Genomic DNA, 18175 nt, shown 5'->3' on the forward strand with positions numbered 1-18175 from the left:
CGGCCGGTCACCTGAGAGGACCGGCCGCGCGACCGTCTGCCGTTGTGTTCCAGGGGAGTCACCGTGTCCTTGCATCGCCGTGCCGTTCTTCCGTTGCTGATCGCCGCCGCCGCACTGTTCCTGCCGCATCCGGTGCAGGCGCAAAGCGCCTACTTCTTCCCGCAGGTCAGCGACGCAGCGGCGTTCGATGCCTCGGTGCCCACGCCCGAGAAGTTCCTCGGCTACCCGATCGGCAGCCGTTACACCCGGCACGACCAGCTGGTGGCGTACTTCCAGGAACTGGCGAAACGCTCGGACAGGATCAGCGTGCGCGAGATTGGCCGCAGCTATGAGGGCCGCCCGCTGCTGATCGCCACCGTCACCGCTGCAGGCAATCATGCGCGGCTGGAACAGATCCGCCAGCAGCACGCGACCCTGGCCGATCCGGCGCAGCCGCGCAGTGCGGCCGGTGACAGCCCGGTGGTGGTGTGGCTGGGCTACAGCGTGCATGGCAACGAGACCTCCAGTGCCGAGGCGGCGATGTTGACGGCGTACTACCTGGTGGCCAACCGCAGCGCCGAAACCCAGCAGTGGCTGCAGCAGGCGGTGGTGCTGTTCGACCCGGCGCAGAACCCGGATGGCCGTGATCGCGCCGCCAACTGGCACAACGCGTGGGCCTCAGATCCAGCCTCGGCCGACCCGGCCGACAAGGAGCACGTCGAGCCGTTCCCGCAGGGCCGCACCAACCACTACTTCACCGACCTCAACCGCGACTGGCTGGCCCTGACCCAGCAGGATTCGCGGCCGAAGGTGGAGGTGTTCCACCAGTGGTACCCGAACGTGCAGATCGACTTCCACGAGATGGGCAAGGACAGCACCTACTACTTCGAGCCCTCGCCGAAGAGCATGCACAGCCCGCTGATTCCGCCGGCGTCGTACGAGTTCAACAAGACCCTGGCCAAGTACCACGCGCAGGCATTGGATGCATTGGGTTCGCTGTACTACACCGGCGAGAATTTCGACAACTTCTCGCCGGTCTACGGCTCCACCTATCCGGACTTCCATGGTGCAGTGGGCGTCACCGTTGAACAGGCCAGCTCACGCGGCCGCGTGCAGGAATCAGTGAACGGCCTGTTGACCTTCCCGTTCACCATCCGCAATCAGGTCGCTACCGGCCTGGGTACCGTGCGCGGCGCAGTGAGCGAGCGCAGCGGGCTGTTCGACCTGCAGAAACAGTTCTTCCAGAGCGCGCTGAAGCAGGCCGCGCAGCAGCCAGTGAAGAGCTTCGTGTTCGGTGATGCGCATGACCCTGCATTGACCCGGCGCCTGCTGGAACTGTTGCTGCTGCATCGCATCGAGGTGCGCGCGCTGGATCGTGCCGTCAGTGTCGATGGGCAGCGCTTCGAAGCGGGCAGCGCCTACGTGGTGCCGGTACAGCAGGCGCAGTTCCGCCTGGTGCATTCGATTTTTGCCGAGACACCGCCGATCAAGGGCGATGTGTTCTACGGCAGCACCAGTTATGCGATCGCACCGGCGTATGGCGTGGCCTTCGCCGGCAGCCGCAGCCGTATCGAAGGCGGCGCACGCGTGACTGCGGTGCCGGCAGCGCAGGGCGCGGTGCTGGGTGGCCAGGCCGGGTTCGCCTATGCCATCGACTGGCGCGACTACAACGCCGGGCGCGCGTTGGCCGCGCTGCAGGACAAGGGATTGAGCGCGCGTGCGGCGTTCCAGTCGTTCACCACTGCGACCGCACAGGGCGAGGTCAACTTCGCTGCCGGCAGCCTGGTGATTCCGGTCGCCGGTCAACCGTTGCAGGGTGCGGCGTTGCTTGAGGCGGTGACCGCCGCAGCACACGACGCCGGTGTGCAGCTGCACTCGCTGGCGAGCGGCCGCAGTCGCGAGGGCATCGACCTCGGCAGTGACGGTGTCAAGGCGCTGCGCAAGCCCGCCGTCGCGCTGGTGATGGGCGAGGGTGTGGCCGCCACCGAAATCGGTTCGGCCTGGTTCCTGCTCGATCAGCAGCTGCACCTGCCGGCCAGCAAGCTGGATCCGCAGCAGCTGGGCAAAGTGCCGCTGGACCGTTACACCACCATCGTGTTGTCCGGCGGAACCTATACCGGCGTTGACGCAACGGCAATGGCCGCCCTGAAGCGCTGGGTGCAGGCCGGAGGTTCGCTGGTGACCTACGGCAGTGCCTCGAAGTGGGCAATCGAACAGAAGCTGGCCGACGGCGAGAAGCTTGGCAAGGACGAAGAGGGTGCTGACGAGAGCCGCCGCGCGTTTGGCGACCAGCGCGATATCGCTGCCATTGAACGGGTCAGCGGCAACATCCTCAGCGCTGATGTGGATACCAGCCATCCGCTGGCCTTCGGCGTGCCGCGCCGGCAGCTGGCGATCAACAAGGAAAACACGGTGACGCTGCAGCCGAGCGCGAACCCGTTCTCCACGGTGGTGCGCATCGATGCCACGCCGCGGGTGAACGGCTATCTGTCCGAGCGCAACCGCGCGCGGGTGGCCGGCAGTGCGTGGCTGCTGGTTTCGGCGCAGGGGCAGGGCAACGTGGTGTTGTTTGCGGATGATCCGGCGCACCGCAAGTACTGGCACGGGACGGACCGGCTGCTGATCAACGCGATCTTCTTCGGGAATCTGGTGAATCCGGATAAGGCGCGGGGTTGAGGCGTTTCGCGCCTTGTTGATGCTGGGGGTGGGAGGACGGATGGGCCGCGCAGGACACGCCGCAAGTACGTCCTTGTAGCAACTGTGTTGATGGGAGGCTCGTGCCCTTCAGGTAAACGGGCACGGTAGTGCCGGCCGCTGGCCGGCAGCCTTTGGTCTTTCGCCCTGGCTCGCCTCAGGCAGGGACTAGTCCGCTTTCAGCGTCGCGGACACGGGCGTTGAGGATGACCAGCATCTTCCGCATCACTGCCACGATGGCCACCTTGCCTTCCTTGCCGCGGGCTCGTAGCGACTGGTAAAAGTCGCGTAACCGAGGTTCATGCCGCATGGCCGACATTGCCGCCATGTAGAGCACTTGCCGGATTTCGGCTCTTCCACCGTGGATGCTTCGTTTTCCTCTCATCGTGCCGCTGTCGTGGGACATCGGAGCTACCCCGACCAGGCTGGCGATGCGCTTGCCAGTGATCCTGCCAAGCTCTGGCAGATAGCTGGCTAGAACTGCCTGCAGCGCAGGCCCTACGCCCTTCATTGACTTCAGCGTCTTCAGTTGAGGTTGCTGACCAACCTGCTCGGCGATCTGCTTGCCCAGACGCTCAACCATCGTTTGTAGGCGGGTGATGTTGCCCTGCAGTAGTCGGCGCAGTTCACGATCAAGCACCATTTCCTGCTGCTGCGCGCGATGGTCAAGGCGTCCATCGCCTGCCGACGTGCCCGAACGAACTCCCGCATCTTCTGCTGCCAAGGCTGCAGCGGCTGATAGGGAGGTAGCTTCACCAGGGCGGCCATCTGCGCCAACGCGTAGGCATCCAAACGGTCGGTTTTGGCAATCTGACCCAACCCCTGAGCCAGTTTCCGGGCGCGCAAGGCATTGGCACGGGCCACCGGATGACCGACCTTGTGCAGGAAATCCAGCACCGGCTGCTCATAGCCACCTGTGGCTTCAAGCACGATCTGGCTGGTCGGACGCTTCTTCAGCCAAACATCCAATTCAGAAAACCCGGAGCGGTTGTTGCTGACCTGCAGGGTTTCTCCGTCCGTCGTACCGATATCCAGCTGGCGCTTACTGACATCAATCCCGATCCCGTTCATCATCCGACTCCGTATAGTCTGGAAGGGTCGAGAGCTCCCCCCGCTTGCCCAGTCTTATCACTGCGAGTGTCAGCTCCAGCAACTGTTTGGGCGGATCAAGGGAGATTCCGGCGTGGGCGCCAAGCTACATGGCGATCGTCGAGATCCAGGCTTGTACGGCGGCCCACGCCGGCTCTCGGCACCTACGCTGCCAGATTCCGATCAGATAAGGCTCGTAGGCGCCATCCATGGCGCCTGCGGTCCTGCGCAACCCATCCGTCCTCCCCAGACAGTTTCCCGCGGGCGCGGACGCATCAAACCCAGGGCGGGGGCAAAAGCAAAAGCAAAAGCAAAAGCAAAAGCGGAAGCAGCGGCTTCGGCTTTTGCTCTTGAATTTGAATTTGAATTTGAATTTGAATTTGAATTTGATTCTTCTTCCTCCGGCTACCCCGCGGGAGAAGGAAGGCGCTGGAGATGTCTGAAGCGTTGGGGAGCGGGGGCGGCGCAAAACCGTGAGGCGCATGGATGCGCCGACCGAGCCCCCATGGATGGGTTTACGGCGTGTTTTGCGCCGCCCCCGCTCCCCAGCGCCCCCGTAAAACCAACCGCGAGCCTCTAAACACGGATAGCCAGCATAAAAAAAGGACGGCGCCTCAGCGCCGTCCCTCGATAGCCCCCCGCGCAGCGGGAAGCGCCATCCATGTCAGCTGGGATCAGCTGGCGCGACCGCCGCCACCCTGGCCGCGGCCACGGCCACCACCATTGCCAGCACCGCCACGACGCTGGCCCTGACCGGCGCCTGCACCGGCACGCTGCTGGCCATTGCCACCGCCCTCACGACGACCACCGCCAGCCTTCTTCGGGCCGGCATGCGCGTGACGCGGTGCATCGCCGTGCGGACGGCGCGCGTGGTTCTTGCGCGGTGCGCGCTCACCGGTTTCGTGCTCGGCCTTGCCCGGTGCACTGTTGCCCCAGCGGATCGGCACCTGCAGCTCGAAGCCCGGCACATCGCGGATGTCCATGTCGCGGCCGAGCAGGCGGGTGATCGCACGCAGCAGCTTCACTTCATCCTGCGCGACCAGCGAGATTGCCTGGCCGGTGGCGCCGTTGCGGCCGGTACGGCCGATGCGGTGCACGTAGTCTTCGGCCACCATCGGCAGGTCGAAGTTGATCACCTTCGGCAGCTCGTTGATGTCGATACCGCGCGCAGCGATATCGGTAGCCACCAGCACGGTCACCCGGCCGGCCTTGAAATCGCCCAGTGCACGCAGGCGCTGGCCCTGGCTCTTGTTGCCGTGGATCGCGGCGGTCTTGATGCCGGACTTTTCCAGGAACGCGGCCAGCTTGTCGCTGCCGTGCTTGGTGCGGGCAAACACCAGGGTCTGCTCGCGGCTGTCCTGCGCCAGCAGGTGCAGCAGCAGGTCGCGCTTGCGGCCGCCATCGACCGGGTGCACGCGATGGGTGATGGTTTCGGCGACGGTGTTCTTCGGCGTGACCTGGATCTGCTCCGGGTTGCGCATGAATTCCAGCGCCAGCTGGCGGATGTTGTCCTCGAAGGTGGCCGAGAACAGCAGAGTCTGGCGGTTCTGCTTGGGCAGCTTGGCCAGGATGCGCTTGATCGAGGGCAGGAAGCCCATGTCGAGCATGCGGTCGGCTTCGTCCAGCACCAGCAGTTCAATGCCGGACAGGTCGATGCTGCGACGCTCCAGGTGGTCGATCAGGCGGCCCGGGCAGGCCACCAGCAGGTCCACGCCACGGCGCAGGATGTCTAGCTGGTTGCCCATGCCGACGCCGCCGTAGATGCAGGCGCTGGGAATGCGCAGGTACTTGCTGTAACCGCGCAGGCTGTCATGCACCTGGGTGGCCAGCTCGCGGGTCGGGGCCAGGATCAGGGCACGCGGCTTGCGCGGGCCGGTACGCACTTCCTGCGAGGCGGTGCCCAGGTGCTGCAGCAGCGGCAGGCCAAAGGCGGCGGTCTTGCCGGTACCGGTCTGCGCGCCGGCCAGCAGGTCGCGGCCGGCCAGCACCAGCGGGATCGCCTGCCGCTGGATCGGGGTCGGGGTTTCATAGCCCTGCTCGGCAAGCGCACGCAGCAGGAAGGGCGCAAGGCCCAGGGATTCAAAAGACATTGAGATTGCTCCAAGTACAAGAAACGCCTGTCCGAACGGACAGACGGGGGCAGATCAAACTGATCGGCTGACTCGGAGCGTTCCCGTGAACCGCGCTGCGAGAATTGGGTGCAGCCGGCACGGAGCGCAGGCTGGAATGCGTGACGAACGGCGTCGGAGTGGGGGCGGGCAATCAGGGCGGACCCTGGTCGCCGGCGATCCCGGAGGGAAACGGACGGCCGCTGCAGACCCGCCTAGTCTAACCGATGGTTGAGACCCCGCGCAAAACGGCCTGTTCAGGTAGGGGGTTCTGTCTGCAGGGCTGCGCCCTGCACCCGCAGAGGCCGAAGCAACGTCAACGTCAACGTCAAAAGCCGGTTTCCTGAGGGATGGCGGGGTGGGTCCGGTTGCGGGGGGCGCTGCAAGTACGTCCATGTAAGCTCGGTCGCCGCATCCATGCGGCTCACGCCCCCGCAACCGGACCCGCCCAGCTCACAGACAACCCAGAGCCGGCTGTTGCTGTTGACGTTGCCCTGGCTTGAAGCAGGTGCAGGGCTGCAAGCCCTGCCGAACCCCCCACTAAGGTAGGGTGGGCCGATGCGGCGCTGCAGCTTGGCGCCGCCGCATATTTGATTACACTTGAAACTTGTTTGCCCATGACTCCGGACACCCACCCATGAAGCTTGGTTCTTTGAAGGAAGGCGGCCGCGACGGCACCCTGATCGTCGTCTCGCGTGACCTGCGCCACGGCGTGCGCGCCACCGGCATTGCCGCCACCCTGCAGCAGGCCCTGGAGGACTGGAGCCACATCGCGCAGCGCCTGAACGCCCTGTACGAATCGCTCAACGCCGGCGACGCCGATGGCGTGTTCGACCTCGATCCGCAGGCGCTGGCCGCACCGATGCCGCGTGCCTATGAGTTCGTCGATGGCAGCGCCTACCTGCCGCATGTCGAGCGCGTGCGCCGCGCCCGTGGCGCCGAGGTGCCGGAGAGCTTCTACACCGACCCACTGATGTACCAGGCCACCAGCGCCGGTTTCCATGGCCCGCGCGACGCGGTCAAGGTGGTCAGCGAGGACTACGGCATCGACCTGGAAGCCGAGATCGTGGTGATCACCGACGACGTGCCGATGGCGGCTACCCCGGAACAGGCTGCGGGCCATATCCAGCTGGTCGGCCTGGTCAACGATGTCTCGCTGCGTAACCTGATTCCGGGCGAGCTGGCCAAGGGCTTCGGCTTCCTGCAGTCCAAGCCGCGTTCGGCGCTGTCGCCGGTGTTCGTCACCCCCGATGAGCTGGGCGCCGCCTGGCAGGACAGCAAGGTGCACCTGCCGCTGCTGACCCACATCAACGGCCAGTGGTTCGGTGCGCCGGAAGCGGGCGTGGACATGCAGTTCAACTTCGCCCAGCTGGTCGCGCACGCGGCCAAGACCCGTCCGCTCAGCGCCGGCACCATCGTTGGCTCGGGCACCATCGCCAACGAAGACACCAGCAAGGGTGCCTCCTGTTTCGCCGAGCAGCGCGTGGTCGAAACCCTGCGCGACGGCAAGCCGAGTACGCCGTTCATGTCGTTCGGGGACGTGGTCCGCATCGAGATGCTCGATGCCGCCGGAAACAGCATCTTCGGTGCGATCGAGCAGCGCATCGAACAGGCGGCCAAGCCCTGAGCATGGAGGCGGCGATGGAGATCCCGGTCGACGACGGCATCGCGCTGTATACCTACTGGCGATCCAGCGCCGCCTACCGCGTGCGCATCGGCCTGGAGCTGAAGGGCCTGGCCTGGGAGGCCCGGCCGGTGCACCTGGTGCGCGAAGGCGGCGAGCAGCATCTCGACGCCTATCGCGCGCTCAATCCGCAGCAGCTGGTGCCGACCCTGCTGCATGAAGGGCATGCGCTGACCCAGTCGCTGGCGATCCTGGAGTACCTGGATGAGCGCTTCCCGCAGGTGCCGCTGCTGCCAGCCGATGCTGCCGGTCGTGCGCGGGTGCGAGCATTGGCCCAGCTGGTGGCCTGCGACATCCACCCGATCAACAACCTGCGGGTGATGCAGTACCTGGAGCGCAGCCTGCAGGTTCCGGCCGACGCCCGCATGCAATGGACCCTGCACTGGATCGCCGAAGGCTTTGCGGCGATGGAAGCAATGCTGGCCAACAGCCGGGATACCGGCACCTTCTGCCACGGTGACCGCCCGGGCCTGGCCGATATCTGTCTGCTGCCGCAGCTGTACAACGCGCACCGCTTCGGCCTGGACCTGACGCCGTACCCGACACTGCGCCGCCTCGAAGCGGCATGCCAGGCACTGGACGCCTTCGACCGCGCACGCCCGGAAAATCAGCTCGACGCCGCCTGAAAGAATAAGGGGACGGAGGGGATTAAGTCGCATGTGCACTTACGACTTAATCCCCTCCGTCCCCTTTTTTCGTGTGGTCAGAAGCCGTGGGTGATGCTGGGCGCACCGGCCGAGAAATCGGCGTACGGGTCGTGCTCGCCGCTGCTGCCTTCAGACAGGCGGAACTTCAGGGCCAGGCCATCGCGTGAGTCGGCCGCGCGCAACGCTTCCTCCTGCTCGATGGTGCCGGCCTTGGCCAGCCGGAACAGGCACTGGTCGAAGCTCTCCATGCCTTCTTCCAGCGAGCCTTCCATCGCGGCCTTGATCTCGTGCACCTGGCCGCGGCGCAGCAGGTCGCGGATCATCGGCGTATTGATCAGGACCTCGGTGGCTGGCAGCCGGCGGCCTTCCTTGTTCTTCACCAGGCGCTGGCTGACCACCGCACGCAGGTTCAGCGCGAGGTTCATCAGCACGTTCTTGTGCGCGCTTTCCGGGAAGAAGTTGAGGATGCGCTCGATGGTCTGGTCGGCATTGTTGGAGTGCAGGGTGGCCAGGCACAGGTGACCGGTCTCGGCGAAGGCGATCGCCGCCTCCATAGTTTCCGCGTCCAGGATCTCGCCGATCAGGATCACGTCCGGCGCCTCGCGCATCGCATTCTTCAGCGCGTTGTGGAAGGCATGGGTGTCCAGCCCGACCTCGCGCTGGTTGACGATCGACATCTTGTGCTTGTGCAGGTACTCGATCGGGTCCTCGATGGTGAGGATGTGGCCGGTGGTAGTGCTGTTGCGGTGGTCGATCATCGACGCCAGCGAGGTGGATTTGCCGGAACCGGTGGACCCCACCACCAGCACCAGCCCGCGCGGGGTCATGATGACGTCCTTCAGCACCTGCGGCAGGTTCAGCTCTTCAATGCTCGGGATGCGGCTGCGGATGGCGCGAATGACCATGCCGACTTCGCCGCGCTGCTTGAATACATTGACCCGGAAGCGCCCCGCATCAGGCAGGGCGATGGCCATGTTCAGCTCCAGCTCGCGCTCGAACTGCGGCACCTGGCCTTCGTCCATCAGCGAGTAGGCGATCTTCTTGACCATGCCCGGCGGCAGGCCAGTATTGCCCAGCGGATAGAGCTTCCCCTCGATCTTGATGTAGACCGGTGCCCCGGTGGTCAGAAACATGTCCGAAGCGTTCTTTTCGGTCATCAGCTTCAGGAAGTAGCCGATATCCATTGCGAATTTTCCCCAACGAAACGGTCGACGCCCGTTGCCAGCACGGTGTCGGCTTGACGACAATGGCCGTGAACCGACAACCGGTACGGCCTCCCCAATGAAACGACTTAGCTTCGCACGAATGCGCCATGGCCTGTATGTGATGGCGTTTGCATTCGCACTGTCTGCCCCCGCTTGGGCGCAGGACGCCGCACTGGAACTGGCGCAGGCCCGGCAGGCGGTCGACAAGGCCACCCAGGCCGATGCCGACCAGTACGCTCCGGATCTGATCGGGCTGGCCCGGCAGGGGCTGGAGCAGGCCCAGCGCGCCGCCGGCGACCGCCGCGAGCGCAAGAACGCCCCGGCGATGGCCCTGCGCGCCGCCGCCGATGCCGACCTGGCCCGCGTCCGCAGCGAGGAAGCCACCGCCACCGCGCAGCTGCAGCTGCGCCGCAACGAGGTCAACCAGCTGCAACGCCAGCTGTCGACCGGGGAGGACCGCCGGTGAAGCCGATGACCGCCGCAACCCTGGCCGCGCTGCTGGCGCTGCCGACCCTGGCCGTGGCCGCCGACAATCCGATGGTGGCGCAGCTGAGCCAGCGCCTGATGTCCATCCAGGCCAATCCCGACACGGCTGAGCTGGGCGCTTTCGAGCGCATGCAGGCGCAGCAGGCCATCGCCACCCTGGACAAGGCCAAGCGCCGCGACCAGGAACTGGCCACCTACCTGGCCGAGCGCCGCGTCGAGATCGCCGAGACCGCCGTGCGTACCGCACTGGCCGCGCGTGAGGTCGACCGTCTCGAGCGTACCCGCAGCGACCTGCTGATCGAGGCCAGCCGCCGCGATGCCGCCCGTGCCCGCCAGGAAGCCGAGCAGCTGCGCATGCAGGCGCAGATGCAGGCCGAGGAGGCAGAGCGCCTGCGTCAGGCCGCCGAGGCCGAGACGCTGGCCCGCCAGGATGCCGAGAATGCCCTGACCAGCGTGGCTGGCAAGCAGCAACAGCGCCTCAGCGCCGCGCAGCAGAACGCTGCCAAACTGGCCCGCGAGGAAGCCGAGCTGGTGTCCGGGCAGAAGCTGCCGGGCTCGAAGTTCGACGGCCGCGGTGAGGTGTTCACCTTCAATGGTGACGCCTTCGCCGCCGGTGCCTCCAGCCTGTCCAGTGGTGCCCGCAGCCAGGCCAAGGCACTGGCCGAGTACCTGAACATCGGCAAGAAGGGCCGCCTGCGCATCGAGGCCTATGACAGCGCCAACGGGGTCGGTCAGAAGCGTGCCGAGGCCCTGCGCGATGCCCTGGTCGCGGCGGGTGTCGCGAGCAACCGGATCCAGCTCAGCGGCAAGAAGGCGGCGTCCACCCGGGCACGCTCGGCCGAGGTCATCATCGCCCCGTAATTGCTTGATATTGTTTGTTTTTCGTTGCGATGAGCATTCAGCCTGAACCCCGCCCCGGCGGGGTTCGGTCTTTTTGCCGCAGGGGTCTTGTACCCCGCCTTGAGCAGGCGTAGGGTCAATCGTCCGGGACGCAATGCCGCGGACCGGACGATGGGAGGGCCGGGCCGATGCAAACAGGGCGCGAACCGCAGCAGATCGACGTGCGCAGGCCAGTGCCGCAGGTCGTTGCAGGCGTCCAGGTGGCCATCGACCGGCGCTCCTCCATGAACAACGCCCCGTGCCTTGCGGCCGGGGCGTTCGTGTATCTGTCGAAGGAGGTCCATCATGTTTGAAGATCAGCCCCAGAGCGAGATCGACGCCCGCCGCGCGCGCGATCCGGAGTTCCGGGCACTCCATGACCAGCACCGCAAGTTGAACAAGAAGTGCATGGACGCGGAGTTGGGTGTACTCCCGATCGATGATGTCACCCTGGGTCGCATGAAGCGTGAGAAGCTGCTGGCCAAGCAACGTCTTCTGCGAATGTACGAGACACCGCTTCCAACGACGTCCCCCGCGCATTGACGCACCCCGTCACGCCCGGAACGGCGTGACCCGGCCAGAGATGGCCCTGCCGGGCGCTCCTGCCCCGGCATCGCGGCACCGCCGATGAGGCGGCCGCGCCAAGGCACCACAGGCGGTGGTGCCTTGGCCTGCAGGCACAACTCACCGATGCGGGCGGTACCGGTCTCCTCGTCGATCCGGGGCCGCCCGCATCCCTTTTGGGTGTTCAGCCGAGCATGGCTCGGCTCTACAGCAGGCAGCCGAGCATGGTGGGGCAGCCGAGCGTGGGCTCGGCTCTACAGGGCATGCGGCAGCGCCTGACTTTCATCGCCATCCGTCGGATAATCATCGGTCCGGCCCTGCGTGGCGCGAACCGAAAGTCCCCGAATGCCCATCCACTCTTCCGTCCTCGAACTCATCGGCCAGACCCCGATCGTCAAGGCCCAGCGCCTGGACACCGGTGTCTGCGAGCTCTACCTGAAGCTGGAGAGCGCCAACCCGGGCGGGTCGATCAAGGATCGCATCGGCCTGTCGATGATCGAGGCAGCGGAAAAGCGCGGCGACCTGAAGCCAGGCGCGACCCTGGTCGAGGGCACCGCCGGCAACACCGGCCTGGGCCTGGCCCTGGTAGCGCAGCAGAAGGGCTACAAGCTGATCCTGGTCGTTCCCGACAAGATGAGCCGCGAAAAGATCTTCAATCTGAAGGCGATGGGTGCCGAAGTGCGCTTGACTCGCTCGGACGTGGCCAAGGGCCATCCCGAGTATTACCAGGACCTGGCCAAGACCATCGCCGAGCAGACCCCGGGCGCCTACTTCATCAACCAGTTCGGCAACCCGGACAACCCGGCCGCGCATGAATTCGGTACTGGCCCGGAAATCCTCGAGCAGATGGGCGGCGACCTCGATGCCATCGTGTTCGGCTGCGGCAGTTCCGGCACCATGACCGGCCTGTCGCGCGCCTTCGCCAAGCTGTCGCCGAAGACCGAGCTGGTGCTGGCCGATCCGGTTGGTTCGATCCTGGCCGAATACATCAACGACGGCAATCTGAACGACAAGTCGGGCAGCTGGCTGGTGGAAGGCATCGGCGAGGACTTCCTGCCGTCGATCTCCGATTTCAGTCGCGTCAAGAAGGCTTATGCCATCAGCGACGCCGAGAGCTTCCACACCGCACGCGAGCTGCTGGGCAAGGAAGGCATCCTCGGCGGTTCGTCGACCGGCACCCTGCTGGCGGCGGCGCTGAAGTACTGCAAGGAGCAGACCACGCCGAAGAAAGTGCTGGTGCTGGTGCCGGATACCGGCAACAAGTACCTGTCGAAGATGTACAACGACTACTGGATGCTGGACAACGGTTTCCTGCAGCGCCCGCAGCACGGCGACCTGCGCGACCTGATCCTGCGTCCGTACGGCCAGCGCGACACCGTGGTGATCGGCCCGAACGACCTGCTGACCACGGCCTACCAGCGCATGAAGCTGTATGACGTGTCGCAGCTGCCGGTGCTGGACGGCGATCAGCTGGTCGGTATCGTCGATGAAAGCGACGTGCTGCTGCATGTCTATGGCGATGAAGCCCGTTTCCGCGACCCGGTGGCGACCGCAATGGTCAGCAAGCTGGACCGGCTGGACGTGAAGTCGCCGATCGAAGCGCTGTTGCCGGTGTTCGACCGCGGCCAGGTGGCCATCGTGATGGACGGTGACACCTTCCTCGGCCTGATCACCCGCATCGACCTGCTGAATTACCTGCGTCGGCGCGTTCAGTAAGGCGTTTATCGCCGCAGATCGCTGCTGAATCCCGGTTTATCCGCGTCAAAGCTCGTTAAGGCCGCGCTGATAGACTCCCGCTCCTTCGACGGTGCCGGTCATCGGCGCCAATCAGGAAACGACATGTCCAACGCTTCTTCCCCGGACCGCGCGCTGGCGCTGGCCACCCTGGCCATCCATGGCGGCCAGTCGCCCGACCCGAGCACCGGCGCGGTGATGCCGCCGATCTACGCCACCTCGACCTATGCGCAGTCCAGCCCGGGCGAGCACCAGGGCTTCGAGTACTCGCGTACCCACAACCCGACCCGCTTCGCCTACGAGCGTTGCGTGGCCTCGCTGGAAGGTGGCACCCGTGGCTTCGCCTTCGCTTCGGGCATGGCTGCCAGCTCCACCGTGATCGAGCTGCTGGATGCCGGCAGCCACGTGGTGGCGATGGACGACATCTATGGCGGCAGCTTCCGCCTGTTCGAGCGCGTGCGTCGCCGCACCGCTGCGCTGGACTTCAGCTTCGTCGACCTGACCGATCTGGCGGCGTTTGAAGCCTCCATCACGCCGAAGACGAAGATGGTCTGGATCGAGACCCCGACCAATCCGATGCTGAAGATCGTCGACATCGCTGCGGTCGCCGCCATCGCCAAGCGCCATGGCCTGATCGTAGTGGTCGACAACACCTTCGCCTCGCCGATGCTGCAGCGTCCGCTGGAGCTGGGCGCGGACCTGGTCCTGCATTCGGCCACCAAGTACCTCAATGGCCACTCGGACATGGTCGGCGGCATGGTCGTGGTCGGTGACAACGCCGAACTGGCCGATCAGATGGCCTTCCTGCAGAACTCGGTGGGTGGCGTGCAGGGCCCGTTCGACAGCTTCCTGGCCCTGCGTGGCCTGAAGACCCTGCCGCTGCGCATGAAGGCGCACTGTGCCAATGCGCTGGCCCTGGCCCAGTGGCTGGAAAAGCACCCGGCGGTGGAGAAGGTGATCTACCCGGGCCTGGCCTCGCACCCGCAGCACGAACTGGCCGGCAAGCAGATGGCCGGGTACGGCGGCATCGTCTCGATCGTGCTCAAGGGCGGTTTCGACGCGGCCAAGCGCTTCTGCGAGAAGACCGAACTGTTCACTCTGGCCGAGTCGCTGGGCGGCGTGGAAAGCCTGGTCAACCACCCGGCGGTGATGACGCATGCGTCGATCCCGGTGGCGCGTCGTGAGCAGCTGGGGATCAGCGATGCGCTGGTACGGCTGAGCGTGGGTGTTGAGGATCTGGGGGATCTGCAGGTGGATCTGGGAGAGGCTTTGAAGTGAACAATGAAACGATTCTGAAGGCGGAAATTGCTCGCCGCCGAGCACGCATCAGCAGCCATGACACCCAGATGAAGGCGCTGCCTGCATTCATTCGCGACGTTTCCGAGGGCATGGCTGCCTGGCGCGCATGGACGTCACTGGCGCTGCTGGATATCAAGCACAAGTATCGCCGTTCGGTGCTCGGGCCATTCTGGATCACCATCAGCATGTTCGTGCTGATTCTGGGTATCGGCCTGCTCTACAGCCAGCTGTTCCGCATGAACCTGCGGGAGTACCTGCCCTATATCGCCCTGGGTGACATCGTCTGGATCTACATCTCGACGACCGTCCAGGAGGGCTGCACGACGTTCACTGCCTCCGAAAACCTGATCCGTTCGATGCGCCTGCCGATGACCTTGCATGTGATGCGGCTGGTGACACGCACGTTCATCGTGTTCCTGCACGGCGCGATCGCCTACCTGCCGTTCGTCATATTCCTCAAAATCGAACCTGAACTGGTCTGGCTGCTTGCTCTGCCGGGCGTTGCCCTAATCGTGCTTGCGACGATTCCGGTCACGGCTATCTTTGGCCTGCTCTCGGCCCGCTTCCGTGACCTCCATCCTGCGATCGCGAATTTCATGCAGCTTGGTTTCTTCATGACGCCGATTATCTGGAAGGCGGACATGCTGGGTCCGCATCGTTGGGTTGCCGATATCAATCCGATCTACCACTTCATCCAGATCGTGCGCATGCCACTGATGGGACAGGTTCCGGAAGCGCACTCGTACTACTTCGTACTCGCCTTCATCGCTGCGGCGTTTGTGATCGCGCTTCCCTTCCTGGCGGCAAATCGCCACAAGATCTCGCTGTGGGTGTAACACCATGACCTTCATTGAAGTGGTCGACTGCAGCGTGCAGCTGCCGATCTATGGCACCAACAATCGCTCCATGAAGGGAGCCATCATGTCCGCTGTTACCGGCGGGCGAGTGGCTCCCACCAGCCGCAACGTGACCGTGGTGGATTCTCTCCAGAACGTCACCTTCAACCTGCGTGAGGGTGACAAGCTAGGCCTCGTCGGCCATAACGGGGCAGGCAAGACAACGTTGCTGAAAACGCTTGCGGGTGTTTATGAGCCAACTTCTGGCTACATCCGCAGCCAGGGGCGCGTTGCCAATCTGTTGGACGTGACGATGGGCATGGATTTCGAAGCAACCGGCGTCGAGAACATCCGGTTGAAGGGTCTGCTGCATGGGCTTTCCCGCGCTGAGATCCAAAGCAAGATCCCGCAGATCTGCGAGTTCTCGGGCCTTGGTCCCTATGTGAACATGCCGGTGCGCGTGTACTCCAGTGGCATGATGGTGCGCTTGGCGTTCTCGATTGCCACCAGTTTCGATGCAGAGATTCTGTTGATGGACGAGTGGCTGGGTGTCGGCGATGCGGACTTCAACGCCCGTGCTCAGCAGCGCCTCGCCGAAATCGTACAGAAAGCCAGCATTCTGGTCCTGGCCAGCCACAATCAGGACATCATCGCCGCCAACTGCAATCGCATCATGCATCTTGAGCATGGGCGCATCACCAGCGATCAGCCGATAGAGGCCCGTGCCTGAATGAATACTCGTAACCGGGACTACTGGATCAACAGGAGCGGTGATCTCTATGCCGACCAGCAGAAGGTCCGGCGTGAGGCAGGCAACAGCAATTACGCCAGGCAGGAAGCGTGGCTGGTGGGATTCCTCGCGGAGCGTTCCGAACAACTGGGGCGGCCGGTCCGGGTACTGGATTTCGGGGTGGGCTTCGGACGCCTTGCGCGGTTGCTACCGCAGCATGCCTTCGTGGACTACTTCGGTTTCGATATCTCCCCCGCGATGGTGGAGCCGCTGCTACGTGAACCGCCTGCTGAACTGGCCGTAGACATCGGGCGCCGCATCCGCGTCGGATCTTCATTGACCGAGGCCATGCAGGGTGAGCAGTTTGATGTGATCTTCACCGTCTCGGTGTTGATCCACAACAACCGCGAACAGGCGGCAGACGCACTTGCACAGATGCGTGCGTTGCTGGCGCCCGAGGGGCGGCTGTGCTTCATCGAGAACCGACCGGTGTCGATCAGCCTGCTGGCCAACCTGTGGCATGCAGGTTGCTGGAGTCATGATTTTGCCGGCACGTTGGCGCCTGACATGAATGTGGACGTCGAAGACGGAATCCTTTCGGACCATGCCATCTACATTCTGCATGAACCTGCTGCGGGGATCCTTCGTCAGCTTCGTGTGCCGGGCGCCCACGGGTTTGAACCGATCACCGCCGGTGACTACCTGTTGCGGACGCTGGAGGCTACCACGGCTGTTGCGCGTGGCATGGAAGTGGAAAGTGCCGCGCTTGGCGACGGCATCGCGCAGATGCGCGATGCGGTGGAACTCTATCGTCAGGCCGAAGAGCACGCGCGAAGAAATCTGGACATCGCGCGACAGCATCTTGGCGATGACGTGGGCCTGTTGGATGGCGTCGCCCATCTTACCGCAGCCATCGATGCGCTCCCGGCATTGGCGGCGCGTATCGGCGTGCTGGGGGGCGAGACCTCTGCGCAGCACGCCCAGTCCTCGGAGCGGATCGAAGCGCTGCATGCGCGTGAAGCGGCCCTTGTCGAGTCGCTGACGCAGCAGGAGCGGGAGCTTGAGCAGGCGCAGGCCCGGTTGGAAGCTGCGCAAAGCGCCAACCAGCACCTGCAATGGCAGCAGGGCCTTCGTGAACAGGTCCGCCAAGTCCTGAGCAGCCGGACGGACGAGGGCGCCATGCCATACCTCGACGCGCCGGTCGGTGGCAGTGCCTCGGTCGGTCAGCCCGCACCCTCGGTCTACGAATTCAACGCCCGTCGCGACCTGCGTTTCGCACAGACTGTGGTCGGGCATGAGCGGGTATGCCACATCATGCATCAGGAGTGGTTCGGTATCCGCGCGGCCTGCGGCTCGCTGCCGGGGCACAAGCTTGCGGTGACCAGTACCTCAGCGCCCGGCGCCGGTGATGTTGAGGAGGTGGCCCGTCTGCTTGCCGCCAACAAGGTGAATCGGCTGGTTATCCATGGATTCTCCGACGGCATGTTGCAGTGGGTGAAAGGTCTCGCTGCGGCTGGATTCGACCGGATCTACATGGTCTGGCATGGTGCGCCTTCGATGTGGATCCATGCTGAAGAGCGGCGCCTGTTCGCCCTGGCCTACAAGGCGGTCCGCACCGGCCTGATCCGCAGGGTCAGTGTCATGCGCGCAGGTTCCCATGCGGCGCTTGCAGACGTAGCGGGCTGGCAGAGGCAGCTCTACAACATGCCGCCAGCCTATACCGGCAAGCGCATTCCGCGGCGGGCGACTGGTGCCACCGTATTCATTCCGTCCTGGAACCTGATCCACAAGAACATCTTCACGAATGCTGCGGCTGCGGCTGCGACCGGTGAAGTGGCAAACATCTGGCTGATGGCGGATGATTTCGCATTGCCGTACCGGGTTGACAAGAATGTCAAGCGTCTTCCAAAACTCAGCCAATTGCAGATGATGGAGGCGATGTCGCAAGCCGATGCAGTGATGAATGCCTCAATCGTCGATTGCCATCCGATGGTGGAGTTGGAGGCGCTTGCTGCAGGTACTCCCGCGCTGCGGGGACGTCTGGGGATGGATGCGCTGGAAGACCATCCCTATGTCGAGATTACCCAGGTGGCCGATCCTCTCAGTGTTGCCGATGTGCGCCAGACGTTGCGTCGGATGCTGGCGGCTCCCGTAGTAGAGATGGATGACATGATGTCGTCCTACTCGCGCCAGATGGTGGCGTTGTCCTTCGAGCGATACTCAGAATTTATGGAAATCTAA

Annotated in this window: 13 protein-coding genes and 1 pseudogene; 11 read left to right on the plus strand and 3 right to left on the minus strand. The window is 64.5% G+C overall.

Translation table 11 applies throughout. The features are described 5' to 3' along the window. Positions 1-63 precede the first annotated feature (63 nt). Positions 64-2655 (plus strand): M14 family zinc carboxypeptidase, encoded by a 2592-nt coding sequence (locus AC0Z6F_RS16055; protein WP_448122526.1) that lies wholly within the window; start codon positions 64-66, stop codon positions 2653-2655. Positions 2656-2830: 175 nt separating this feature from the next. Here the strand turns inward: AC0Z6F_RS16055 and AC0Z6F_RS16060 are convergent. Both AC0Z6F_RS16060 and AC0Z6F_RS16065 read right to left on the minus strand, forming a co-directional pair. Next, positions 2831-3744 (minus strand): annotated as a pseudogene (locus AC0Z6F_RS16060) (IS110-like element ISStma8 family transposase). A 692-nt stretch (positions 3745-4436) separates the two neighbouring features. Beyond that, a complete protein-coding gene (locus AC0Z6F_RS16065; RefSeq protein ID WP_448122527.1) occupies positions 4437-5852 on the minus strand; it encodes a DEAD/DEAH box helicase in 1416 nt (471 codons plus the stop codon). A 655-nt stretch (positions 5853-6507) separates the two neighbouring features. On the opposite strand from AC0Z6F_RS16065, the gene AC0Z6F_RS16070 reads away from it, so the two are divergent. Then, a complete protein-coding gene (locus AC0Z6F_RS16070) occupies positions 6508-7497 on the plus strand; it encodes a fumarylacetoacetate hydrolase family protein (RefSeq protein WP_448122528.1) in 990 nt (329 codons plus the stop codon). A 14-nt stretch (positions 7498-7511) separates the two neighbouring features. Continuing rightward, positions 7512-8180: a maleylacetoacetate isomerase gene (gene maiA / locus AC0Z6F_RS16075; RefSeq protein WP_100433992.1), complete on the plus strand. Its 669-nt coding sequence runs from the start codon at positions 7512-7514 to the stop codon at positions 8178-8180. A 77-nt stretch (positions 8181-8257) separates the two neighbouring features. Here the strand turns inward: maiA and AC0Z6F_RS16080 are convergent, their stop codons facing one another. After that, a complete protein-coding gene (locus AC0Z6F_RS16080; protein ID WP_012509960.1) occupies positions 8258-9385 on the minus strand; it encodes a PilT/PilU family type 4a pilus ATPase in 1128 nt (375 codons plus the stop codon). 121 nt (positions 9386-9506) lie between these two features. Here AC0Z6F_RS16080 and AC0Z6F_RS16085 point away from each other — a divergent pair, with 121 nt between their 5' ends. The 8 genes from AC0Z6F_RS16085 (at position 9507) to AC0Z6F_RS16120 (ending at position 18175) form a co-directional block, all read left to right on the plus strand. Beyond that, a complete protein-coding gene (locus AC0Z6F_RS16085; RefSeq protein ID WP_136638631.1) occupies positions 9507-9872 on the plus strand; it encodes a DUF4398 domain-containing protein in 366 nt (121 codons plus the stop codon). After that, complete coding sequence (locus AC0Z6F_RS16090; protein WP_448122529.1) at positions 9869-10753, plus strand: OmpA family protein; 885 nt, start codon at positions 9869-9871, stop codon at positions 10751-10753. Before AC0Z6F_RS16085 ends, AC0Z6F_RS16090 begins: the two co-directional genes overlap by 4 nt. A 324-nt stretch (positions 10754-11077) precedes the next feature. Next, a complete protein-coding gene (locus AC0Z6F_RS16095; RefSeq protein WP_012509964.1) occupies positions 11078-11314 on the plus strand; it encodes an HP1242/YdcH family protein in 237 nt (78 codons plus the stop codon). Positions 11315-11680: 366 nt separating this feature from the next. Further along, a complete protein-coding gene (locus AC0Z6F_RS16100; protein WP_485617722.1) occupies positions 11681-13051 on the plus strand; it encodes a pyridoxal-phosphate dependent enzyme in 1371 nt (456 codons plus the stop codon). A 123-nt stretch (positions 13052-13174) separates the two neighbouring features. Next, on the plus strand, positions 13175-14347 hold the full coding sequence (locus AC0Z6F_RS16105; RefSeq protein WP_485617720.1) for a cystathionine gamma-synthase: 1173 nt from the start codon (positions 13175-13177) through the stop codon (positions 14345-14347). Then, positions 14344-15204, plus strand: a complete 861-nt coding sequence (locus AC0Z6F_RS16110) for an ABC transporter permease (RefSeq protein ID WP_012509967.1) — start codon at positions 14344-14346, stop codon at positions 15202-15204. The genes AC0Z6F_RS16105 and AC0Z6F_RS16110 overlap by 4 nt, the downstream gene beginning before the upstream one ends. A 4-nt stretch (positions 15205-15208) precedes the next feature. Further along, a complete protein-coding gene (locus AC0Z6F_RS16115; protein WP_012509968.1) occupies positions 15209-15934 on the plus strand; it encodes an ABC transporter ATP-binding protein in 726 nt (241 codons plus the stop codon). Then, positions 15935-18175 (plus strand): class I SAM-dependent methyltransferase, encoded by a 2241-nt coding sequence (locus tag AC0Z6F_RS16120; RefSeq protein ID WP_448122531.1) that lies wholly within the window; start codon positions 15935-15937, stop codon positions 18173-18175.

The organism is Stenotrophomonas sp. 1L-E-5-B-C3, assembly GCF_057292075.1.